The sequence below is a fragment of the Exiguobacterium sp. s128 genome (genome assembly GCF_018618815.1).
Lineage (GTDB): Bacteria > Bacillota > Bacilli > Exiguobacteriales > Exiguobacteriaceae > Exiguobacterium_A > Exiguobacterium_A antarcticum.
Window position 1 is genome coordinate 19,344 of sequence record NZ_JACSMT010000032.1, and the last position, 11,172, is coordinate 30,515.

Consider the following 11,172-nt stretch of genomic DNA (forward strand, 5'->3'; position numbering starts at 1 on the left):
CATTATCCGCCTCACTTTGTGAACAATCAATGAAATGAGCTACATTCATTGAAGTAATCGTTTTCACCCATCTTGCCTTCTTTTTCTGTTCTACCACAAAAAAAAGAAGAAACACCTGTCATAAGACAGATGAACCTTCTTTCGTCACATGATTCGTTTAAAGAGTTTTTCGAGCTCATACGTCGTCCATTCGATGATGACCGGTCGGCCATGCGGACAGGTGAACGGCATCTCGGTTTTCGCAAGATCGGCAATCAACTGCCGCATCATGTCATGATTAAGCGGGTGATTGGCTTTGATTGATTTTTTACATGCCATCATGATTGCCGCGTCCTCGCGGTAACTTTCGAGATCCACCTTCCGTTTCATCAAGGCTTCATCCATCAATTCCTGTATCGTTTCTTCCTGCCGATGCGACGGGAACCAGGTCGGAACTTCCCGGACGATGAAACTTTGTGGGCCAAACGACTCCAGGTCGATCCCGACATCACGCAACAGCGGCAGGACTTCATCCATCCGTCGCATGTCATCGCTTGCGATTTCAAACGTGTACGGCAACAATAGCTGTTGCTTCTGTTCGAGCGGGCGGCCGAACATGACTTTATACGTCTCGTATTTAATCCGTTCCTGAGCGGCATGCTGATCAATCAGGTACATCCCGTCCGCTCCTGCACAGACGATATACGACGAATGGAGCTGTCCGATGACATCGAGATGCGGAAATTTCGGACCGGTCGCGGCCGGCTCGTCTGATTGTTCCGGTCCCGGCTCGTTCGACACTTCGATCGATTGGTCCGGTTTTTGAATCCGGTTGGATGACGGAACATGCTCATCCCCGGCTTCCGTCCGTTTCGGGATCGGATAGTTCCAGACCGACCGGGAAGACAGTTCCTCGACCGGCTCCGCCACGTAGGAAAATTCTAATTTTCCCTGCGCGCTCGGGTCTTTTTTCGGTTTCGGCGGCGTCACTTTCGGAATCAACGTCTGCCGACTGAGCGTCAAGCGAATCGTTTCCTGAATCAGTTGACAGAGTTCCGCTTCCTTCGACAAACGGACTTCTCGCTTCGCCGGGTGGACGTTGACATCAATCAACAACGGATCCATCGTTACTTCGATGACCACAATCGGAAAACGACCAATCGGCAACAGTGTATGATACCCATTCAAAACCGCTTGTGTCAGGGCAAAGTTTTTGACCGATCGTCCGTTTAAGATCAAGGTGATGTAATTTTTAGACGCGCGTGTCACTTCCGGCTTTACGAGATGACACGTCAATTGATAATCGGCCGTCGCACCGGTTGCGACGAGTGTTCCTTGAATCGTCTGATGACCATAGACACTGGCAAGCGCCTGCCGGACGTCACCCGAACCATTGGTCTGGATCAAGACTTTCCCTTCATGGACCGCATACAATTTGACGTCCGGGTGGGCAAAAGCGACCCGGTTCAAAATGTCCGTGATGGCGGCAAGTTCCGTATGTGTCGTCTTGAGATACTTCAGCCGGGCCGGTGTATTGAAGAACAATTGTTCGACCGTCAGTTCCGTCCCACGGTTCATGGCGATGGCCGAGCGGTCTGTCAGGCGTCCGCAATCAAGCGTCAGCTGAATCCCTTCCTGATCTTCCCGTTTCGTCTTTAAGGTGACTTTACTGACCGACGCAATCGAAGCCAAGGCTTCGCCCCGGAATCCAAGCGTTTTAATTCGGAACAAATCGTGTTCATCCTTGATTTTGCTTGTCGCGTGCCGGACAAAAGCCAGTTCCGCGTCTTCCGGATAAAAACCGTGCCCGTTGTCGCGGATCGTCATCCGCTTCATCCCCGCTTCTTCGAGTTCGACATCGATTTGTGTCGCCCCGGCATCGAGTGCATTTTCAACCAGTTCCTTAACGACGGAGGCAGGGCGTTCGACGACCTCACCTGCCGCAATCCGGTTCGCAAGCGAATCGGATAGTTCCCGAATGATTCCCATGCCTGACGTCCTCCTTATTTTCTCGCTTCCGCCTGCAGACGGTACAGCGTGTTTAATGCTTCAAGTGGTGTCATATTGATTAAATCAAGTGTCTGGACGGTTTCTCGGACCGGATCCGGCTCAGCAAAAAGACTCAGTTGATCAACGGGTTCCGCCTGAACCGTCGTTTGTTTAGGTGATACGACCATCCGTTCATCGGCTTGTTCGAATTCAGATAACAGGACTTCCGCCCGGGCAATCAAGGCATCCGGTAAATCTGCCAGTCGCGCGACATGAATCCCGTATGATTGATCGGCTTTTCCGTCCCGGACTTCGTGTAAGAAGACGACCCGTCCATCCTGTTCGACGGCCCGGACATGAACATTCGCAAGACGCGGCATCGAGTCCTCAAGGACCGTTAATTCATGGTAATGGGTCGAGAACAAGGTTTTCGCCCCGACGTGCTCCGCGATGTGTTCGACGATGGCCTGCGCGAGCGCCATGCCGTCATACGTCGACGTCCCTCGTCCAATCTCATCAAGGAGAATCAACGATTGGTCCGTTGCCCGCGTCAATGCTTCCTGGGTCTCGACCATCTCGACCATGAAGGTCGATTGACCGCTGACTAGATCGTCGGCTGCCCCGATCCGGGTGAAAATTTGATCAAAGACCGGTAGCTCGGCCCGACTTGCCGGGACAAACGACCCGATTTGATGCAACAAGGCAATCAAGGCGAACTGACGCATATAGGTCGACTTACCGGACATGTTGGGTCCCGTGATCAACAGCATTTCCCGGTCTTCATTCAGAGTGATCCCGTTCGCGACATATTCCCCGCGCGGCAAGACCGTCTCGATGACCGGATGACGTCCGTTTTCAATCGTCACGTCCCGACCGGTCAGTGTGACAGGACGGACGTAGTCATACCGTTCGGCAATTTCTGCCAAGGCGACAAGGACATCGAGTTCCGCAATCCGCCGACTGACCCGTTGCAGACTTTCAATCTGTGTTTTGACTTGATCGCGGACCTGACAGAACAGCTCATACTCCAGCGTGATGCTTTTCTCTTCGGCGCCGAGAATCAATGCTTCCTTCTCTTTCAGTTCCGGTGTCACGTACCGTTCCGCATTCGCAAGCGTCTGTTTCCGTTCATAACGCCCTTCCGGCAACAGTTTGGCATTGGCCCGCGACACTTCGATGTAGTATCCAAAAACCCGGTTATAACCGATCTTCAACGTCTTAATACCGGTCGCCTGCCGTTCGCTCGCTTCAAGCGTCGCAAGCCACGTCTTACCGTCTTTTGACGCCGCCAATAATTCGTCGAGCGCCGGATCAAATCCGGTCCGGATCATCCCGCCGTCTTTCGTAGAAATCGGTGGTGCCTCAACGAAGGCCCGGTCGAGTAAGTCAGTTAAAGCATCATGCGGATCGAGTCCAATCGCCAGTTGTCCAAGCCGCTCACTTAATAATTCGTCGAGGGCTGCCTGAATCCGCGGAATTAGTCGTAACGTGGACTTCAATTGGACCAGATCACGCGCCGATGCCGTGCCATACCCCACCTTAGCGACGAGACGTTCCAAATCGTAGACTTCCCGCAGCGTTTCTTTTAATTGCTGGCGCTCAAAATAATGGGCCAACAGTTCTTCGACAGCATCAAGTCGTTCGGAAATCGTCTGTTTCGACAACAGCGGTTTTTCCAGCCAACGCTTGAGCATCCGTCCTCCCATCGCTGTTCCCGTGACGTCGAGCAGACCAAGTAACGATCCCTTTTTATCCCCGGTTCGGGCAGAGCGGACCAGCTCCAGATTTTTGACCGTATTCGGTTCGAGTTGCATGAAGTCCGCCGCTTCATAGACAAGCGCCGGTTGCAGGTGGGCCAATGAACGTTTTTGCGTGTCGTGCATATAGGCATACAAAACAGCAAAGGCATCCGCTTGTGCCGAATCAATCGCCCGGTCACCATGCGGGTGATTTTCCCGGCGTGTACTTTCCGTCAATGGAATCTGCAAGTGGCTGAGTGCTGCCCGGTGTTCGCTTGTCGTAACGATGATTTCACGCGGCAGGATGATGCTTAATTCTTTTGCCACGGCGTCAAGCGTCCGAACACTCGTCAAGGCACTTTCGCCGGTCGAGACATCGCCGCGGGCGATGCCGAATCGTCCGTCCTGTTCAACGACTGCGACGAGATAGCGGTTTTCTTTTTCCGTCAAGGACGACATCAACGTTCCCGGTGTAATGACTTGGACGACTTCCCGTTTGACGAGTCCCTTCGTCAATTTCGGGTCTTCGACTTGATCACAAAGGGCGACCTTATATCCCCGTTCGATCAATTGCTCGATGTAGCCGTTCGCTGCGTGATGCGGGACACCACACATTGGAATCGGATGTTCGGCGTTTTTCCCGTTTTTCGCCGTCAGTGTCAATTCCAGTTCATGTGCGACTTGTTTCGCATCCTCAAAAAATAATTCGTAAAAATCACCTAGCCGATAAAACAAAAAGGCATCCGGATAGTCGGCCTTAATCGAAAAATATTGTTTCATCATTGGTGTATTGTGGACTGCTTCCATGTTATTCACCTCATTCGCGTAAAAAGCCGACGGGAATCCGTCGGCTTTTCCAATTCAATTCATTGATTAATAGCCGCAACCGCCGCTTTTATTTTCTGCTTCCATGCCGCTGCCTGTTTTTCCCGCCAAGACATCGCCATCTGTCGCTTCGATGATTTGATCCGTAATTCCGTTTGAAATCGTCACCGTGACGTATTGAAGAAGTCCGTTGACTTCTTCTTGTGATTCCTGGAATTGTTGAACGACCGGCATCTCATCGAGCTCTGCAAATAATTTATCGAGTTTGGCCTCGACCCGGGCAAGGGCTTCTGTTTTCCCGTAGTGTTGGCAGTTGACCGCTTCTTTTTGCAAAAACTTGATTTGTTTCATCATCTTTTGGACTTTTTCGTTCCCGTTGATGTTCGCTTCAGCAGCTTTAAACCGTTCGACCTCTGAAGTCTCAGAAATCATTTTTGCGATTTCATTGGCTTTTTCGATGATTTGTTCATCTGTATACATCTACATTCGTCCCCTCTATCGGAAGCGGTAAACCCGCTACGCTTATCATATCTACGAACGATGACTCGTTCTTATCGCATTCATTATACCGTTCTCTTCAAGGGGTGACAAGAATAGTTCCTTATTCAATTGACCGCCATAACAGATAGGCGGCATGACTACGGTATGGGGCAAATTCTTGACTGAGCGACACGGCTTCTTCGACACTCGGCCGATTGCCGTGCAATCGTTCAAATGCCCGCAAGATGCCAATATCGGACGCCGGAAACAGATCTTGCCGCCCATAACCAAACATCAAGACGTTTTGAACGGTCCATGGTCCGACTCCCTTCAGGGCAATCAGCGTCTCGGCAATCGTCGCATCAGACGCGTCCGCCAACTGTCGGAAGTCAATGCCGGACTGAGCTGCCCCTAATAGGTATTCCACTTTTCTTCCGGAGAGTTGCAAAGCACGGAGCTGTTCCGGTTCGACGTCTCGTAATTCTTCCGCGGTCGGAGGAAAGATCACCCCGTCTTGATCCGTTCCAAACGCCCGGCACAGTCGTTCCGTCAAGACTTGTGCAAAGCTAAGATTCACTTGTTGATGGACGATCGACCGGATCAATGCCGTAAATGGATCCACATCCAGCACGAGCCGCTCGGCACCAAACCGGCACACGATCCCGTCGAGCGACGTACCGATGAACGCTTGTGACGGATTTCTGACATCGAGACGAAACCGATGTCGCAACTGATGCAACATCGGTTCCTTTGGTCCTTCGCCACCTAACAGCAGTGTATGTGAATCAAGTGCTTCCATCTGGCCGATGAACTTCCCTTCCGGTACCAGGACCGGAACAAGCAGACGGTCCTCACGCTCGACTTGAAGCCGATCACCACGAAGGCGTCTTCGGATCCCGTCAAAATCATACGCGTCCTGCATGACGATTTTTTCCTGCCACATCAGATCACACCTCCTTCAACCGATGAATAATTTGATTCCTCCCAGAATCAAACCGATGAAAAATCCACAAATCGCACCGTTGACCCGAATCCATTGCAAATCATTGCCCACTTTATCTTCAATCATATGAATTAACGTTTCCGTATCAAAACGGTTTAGGTTTTCTCGGACCAATCCTCCGATTTTTTGGTGGTTTTGATCGACAAACCGGACAAGCTGATTTTTCATCCAACGATCACTTTCTTCTTTGAACGTCGGATGCTGATCCCATTCGTCTAACGCTTGGTTCATCAGCGGTAAGGCTCGACCTTCCCAAAACGCGTCCGAGACGAGATATGTCTTCAATTCAGTGATGCCTGCCGTATAGGCCCGGTGTAAGACAGGATTGAAATCGAAACGATCGACTTCCGTTTCTTTCCATTGGTCAATTTTTGCTAAACGGTCCTCGTCTTGCGTCAACTGAATTAAATTTCGACGCAGATGATCGAGAATGGCCAGACGATTCGGGTGATGCACTTGCTTCATATCCTGAATCACACTGAGTAGGACTGACTGAATGACAAGACTCAGTCGTTCTTCGGAATAGACTTTTTGAACGGTTTTCGCCGTGACCCGTAAAAACGTATTTTTTTCCTGATCAATCATCGCGTGATACGCCAAACGGCCGATCTGATCCCGGATGACCGGATCTTCAAGCAACCGTTGCCCGTAACCGAGCAGCTGATCAATTGCCAGTTCATCAAGCCGTCGTTCTTCGTTCAACTCGACCAAGCGTTCTGCTAATCGTTTTGACGGGTACGCTTTGATCGTCCCGGAAATCCGGTCATCGACGACCTTAAGAATCGCTTCTCGCGGAAGTTTATGCAAAATACCAAGCAATAGTTCTGTCACCGTCGCCCGAAAGGCAGGCAACAAAACAATTGACCGGAGCAACTTGATGAACCGATCAGCAAGCGTCATATGACGAAGCTTCTCGACGATACTTTCTTTATTCAGTAAATCTTTTTCTAACATCTGGACGATCGATTCGATGACCCGTTCCCGGTTCTTCGGTAATAAATTCGTATGGGGAATCTTTAGACCCAGTGGATGACGAAACAGTGCGGTGATCGCAAACCAGTCGGCAATCCCCCCGACAAGGCCTGCCTCAAATCCGCTTTGCAACCAAAAGATCCAGTTGTTTTCTTTAAAAGGCAACGAGGCGATGAAGCCGACTGCCATAAAAATCAAGGACACGGTCGCTAGACGCCGGGTCGATGACTTGGGTGTAGATGCAGGTTGTTGCAAGATGGTTCCTCCTTCTCGCGAGCTGATTTCCTCATATCTCGTATACGTCGAGAAACGGATACAAGTTTCGGCAGAAAAGAGTCCCAGTCACATCCGGACTGGGACTTGTTATGTAGTTAGAACGTAAATTCCCCAAACTGTTCGCCGTCCCATGTTGCTGTCGCTGTCGAAACAAAGTAGACGAGCCCGTTTCCGAATGTATTTTCCATTAACGAAACGACTTGATGTCCTGCCGTCTGTTCGACAAAAGCTAACCGGACTTCTTCTTTTCCTTGATAAACACGTTCATAGACACTCAATCCACGGGCATTGATGAACGTGCGGGCAGTCGTGAAAATAATCGGCCCGACTTCCGGCCGCCGTTCTTGAATAAAGCTTTGGCACTTGTCCTCAAACTGATTCAATCTTGTCCACTCCTTCTCTCTCTTTTTTTGCTCATGCTTATGTACTTCCCGTCTCGCCCTAATGATAATCCTGTTCTTCAAAAAAAGCGACCAATCGGCCGCTTCTTTCATCATTCCCCAAATTTTTTCAGTTAAATCTTCACACCAAGTGCACGCGCGACATGAATCGCCGATGTCGTTGCTCCGATTGTCCCGGCTCCCGGAAAAACGGTATCCCCAATGATGTACAGTCCCGGGATGCCTGTTCGAAATGAGGCGGCACGGAACAGACTCGTCGACGGCAACTGCGGATATCCACCAACGCCGCCGTTTGGACGTGACGTATACCGGACCCATGCTCCTGGTCCACCTGGGTAACGTGCAATGGCGTGTTCTTGAAATCCGGGGAACTCCTGCTCGAGTATGACCTCGAATTTCCCCTGCATCGTCTCGACTTGGTCGTCGTATTGCCCTTGATCGTCCCGGGCAAACCGGTCAATCGGTACATGACACGACATCGTCAACGTCCGGTATCCATCCGGTGCCCGGTCCAAGTCGCCTGCTTGCGATAACGAGATGAAGGCATGTCCGGACGGTAAGATCGGATCATGGACTTGTCGAAAGGCGGTACCGTCCTCGACGATCGTCTCCGGAATCGCGGCATAATACGTAAACGTCGCCCACTGTGAGAGAACCGCTTGCCGTTTATATGTGCGACGTAACGCCGGTTGCAAGGACGATCCGACGAGCTGGTGCATCGCTTCGATCGGTAAGGCCCCGATCACTTCGTCGGCAAGAATCAAACGTCCCCGACGATCTTCGAGTAAAAACCCGTCCCCTGTTTGTCGGATGGAGACGATCTTTCGTCCGAGTAAAACCGTTGCCCCGTCACGTTCCGCTGATGCTTTCAGTTGTTCGGCGACTTTGTACAATCCACCCGGCACATAGTAGGCGCCGTCATGATAAATCGATAAGGCGACCGCTCCAAGTAACGCCGGGGCTTCCGTTCCGGTCTGCATACTATCCAGGAGAATCCCATCGATTAATTGCGCAAACGTCGTTCCGTCCAGTCGATGTTTACGTAAAAGATGACCAATCGTCTGTGTCAGATAAGGCACTAACGGAAGACTCGAACGGACTTCTTTTAAAATCATTTGCGCATCCGTCATCGTTCGTAACGGTAACGCCGGCAACGCCTGCATCAACGGATGGACATGATGCTGGATCCGGTCAATTTCCTCAAAAAAGGCTTCGATCGCAGTCGCTTGCTCTGTGAATTGGTCTTTTAGATGCTGAATGAACTGGGTTCGGTCCCGGTAATACATGATGTCTCGCCCGTCGAGCTTAATCGTCATGACGACATCGAGTATTTCGACCGGAATCTTCAGCTGCAAGTGTCGGAGCACACGCTCATGAATCCCCCCTGGTTCAAACCCCATCCCAAGTGTCGCACCGACGGGGTACGTAAAGGATTGACGGGTGAACTTACCAGCTGAGCCTCCCCATTCACGGCTTCCTTCACAAAGTGTCACATTATACCCTTCACGCGCGAGCAAAGCGGCAGCCGTGACCCCGGCGATTCCCCCACCGATAATCGCAATCTGTTTCATGATGGTTCCTCCTCCAGGACTAAGTTTTCTTTGAACAAGAAATTACGGACTTCGCGAAAGACCGGTTCCCGGCGATGAATCGTAAAGTGATCATACTTATAGGATTTTGTCTGGATGTTATCGGTATAGGCTTCCAGCGCAAATGAACTTTTCAGCGGAATCAAGTTGAAGTCCCCTCCTTTTGCACCAAACGAATAGACGAGGACATCGCGGGGCCATGTCTCCAATCGCTCCTTCAAATTTTTCATCGTCGCTGAGTTTTCAGCCAAATCTTGAATCGCCGGACTGTTTGTATTCGTCCCGAACGGTGCGAGTGTCAATCCAAGCGTCGCATAATCCGATCCACTGATCGGCGCATCGAGCGTGACGAGTTTTCGGACCTGGTACGGAAGGTCTTCTTTTAACGTATAGGCGACGACATCAACGCCTCCCATACTGTGACCGACAAGCTGAACATCGGTAAAGGTGGCTTTTTGCTGACGGTCATATTGATCGATTGCCGCACTAAGCCACTTCTGTTGATTGAGCAGACTTGCTTCATCGTCTGCAAAGATAATCCGAACGAGCGGATATCCCGTCGTCGACGGTTTGACACTGCATGTCACCTTCCCCGCTCGCGAGACATCACAACGCCCACCGTCGTCCGCCAACTTGTTTTTTGTGAAGTTTTCAATCATCGGTAAAAACGTCCGCTCCGTCCCAAACAAGCCGTGGACCATGAACGTAGGCGTAATTTCACCGGCCTGCTTCGTGACGATTTGTTTTGTCGGTGGTGGTGCACTTGATGTCTCATCGGCAAAAATCCACCAAGCTCCTCCTCCGACAATCAGGCAGACGAGGAGTGAAATCCCGATTGTCTGCAATTGTTTCCGCCGTAATTTCCGGACATGGTGAATGACCCAGAACATCAATAACCCGAATCCAATCAACAGGACGACACCAGTAATGATCCAGCCGGTCGGATTTGGCACATAGGCAATCAGTTGCAACTGATTGGCTTTTGTCCCGTACAATTTCCAGGAGACATTGTTATAGTTCGACCAGTCGATGTTCTCTCCATTTTGTAACCCGATCACTTTAGGTCCATGTAAATTGATTTCGACATCGGCCTGACGGATATAACGATCCGCTAGTTTCTTGACTTGTCCTGTCGGTTGATAGCCTTTGATATTCAGACGATCAATACTGAGATCGATGTTCGTATCTAACCGGTACGTATTAAACCAAAAACCCTCTTCCGTCTTAACCTCGTATGTCGTATCAGGTGGAATCAAAATCCCCCCGATCCCCGTTTTCCATTCATCTTTGATCGTCGCTAAATCCTCGAATTTGGCAAACTTCTTTTCCATCCGAATTCCTTCATAATCATCCTGCGTCTTGAAGGTCTCTGCCGCGTAGCCATTTTCCTCCGCCTGTTTGACATACGTCTTCCAGTCCGGATTTAAATTGAGTAATCGTGCGACAGGATGTTCTTTTGCCGCGTACGTCGTTTTTAACGTCACACTTTGATCCGTGTGAACCGTAGCGTCATATTGAATCCGAATACATCCTCCGAGTAAGGTTGCCATCAAGACGAACGACAGAACAATTAGTTTTTTTCTGATACTGCTCAAACCGTCACACGCCCTTTCTCTTTATCTTGTCCTCTTTTCCCTATCTTACAATTGATTACGCGGGTGAATCAAATTGTCTAAAAAAATGTAACAGTTTACCTGGAATCTAATCTTTTTCTCAAAATTTACTAACCCACACACCAAATTGTCCAAGATGACCTGTATGTCCATTGTTCATCAAAATAGTTTCTTAAAAAATAAATTGTCTATTGTTATTTTTATATATTTTATAGAAATGACGGTTTGTCAAATTAAGTGCAACACTTCTTCCGAGAAGACCTCGTATGCAGTTTTCCAGTTGAGACATTTCCGTGGTCTCCCATT

8 protein-coding genes are annotated in these 11,172 nt (G+C 50.0%); all 8 read right to left on the bottom strand.

Annotation, left to right across the window (positions count from 1 at the left end):
* Nucleotides 1-144: 144 nt before the first annotated feature.
* Nucleotides 145-1,968 (bottom strand): DNA mismatch repair endonuclease MutL, encoded by a 1,824-nt coding sequence (gene mutL / locus KNQ13_RS11745; protein ID WP_026831124.1) that lies wholly within the window; start codon nucleotides 1,966-1,968, stop codon nucleotides 145-147.
* A 14-nt stretch (nucleotides 1,969-1,982) separates the two neighbouring features.
* The gene (gene mutS / locus KNQ13_RS11750; protein WP_026831123.1) at nucleotides 1,983-4,514 is read right to left on the bottom strand and encodes a DNA mismatch repair protein MutS; all 2,532 of its coding nucleotides are present in this window, start codon (nucleotides 4,512-4,514) and stop codon (nucleotides 1,983-1,985) included.
* A gap of 66 nt (nucleotides 4,515-4,580) precedes the next feature.
* Nucleotides 4,581-5,012, bottom strand: a complete 432-nt coding sequence (locus KNQ13_RS11755) for a YlbF/YmcA family competence regulator (protein ID WP_014970020.1) — start codon at nucleotides 5,010-5,012, stop codon at nucleotides 4,581-4,583.
* A gap of 121 nt (nucleotides 5,013-5,133) precedes the next feature.
* Entirely contained in the window at nucleotides 5,134-5,955 is an 822-nt protein-coding gene (locus tag KNQ13_RS11760; RefSeq protein ID WP_026831122.1) for a DNA-3-methyladenine glycosylase family protein, read from the bottom strand.
* A 15-nt stretch (nucleotides 5,956-5,970) separates the two neighbouring features.
* Nucleotides 5,971-7,242, bottom strand: a complete 1,272-nt coding sequence (locus KNQ13_RS11765; protein ID WP_026831121.1) for a DUF445 domain-containing protein — start codon at nucleotides 7,240-7,242, stop codon at nucleotides 5,971-5,973.
* 116 nt (nucleotides 7,243-7,358) lie between these two features.
* Nucleotides 7,359-7,646: a hypothetical protein gene (locus KNQ13_RS11770; RefSeq protein ID WP_041255995.1), complete on the bottom strand. Its 288-nt coding sequence runs from the start codon at nucleotides 7,644-7,646 to the stop codon at nucleotides 7,359-7,361.
* A gap of 131 nt (nucleotides 7,647-7,777) precedes the next feature.
* On the bottom strand, nucleotides 7,778-9,235 hold the full coding sequence (locus KNQ13_RS11775) for a phytoene desaturase family protein (protein WP_209548391.1): 1,458 nt from the start codon (nucleotides 9,233-9,235) through the stop codon (nucleotides 7,778-7,780).
* A complete protein-coding gene (locus KNQ13_RS11780; RefSeq protein WP_026831118.1) occupies nucleotides 9,232-10,848 on the bottom strand; it encodes a DUF3153 domain-containing protein in 1,617 nt (538 codons plus the stop codon). The genes KNQ13_RS11775 and KNQ13_RS11780 overlap by 4 nt, the downstream gene beginning before the upstream one ends.
* Between the last annotated feature and the right edge of the window lie 324 nt (nucleotides 10,849-11,172).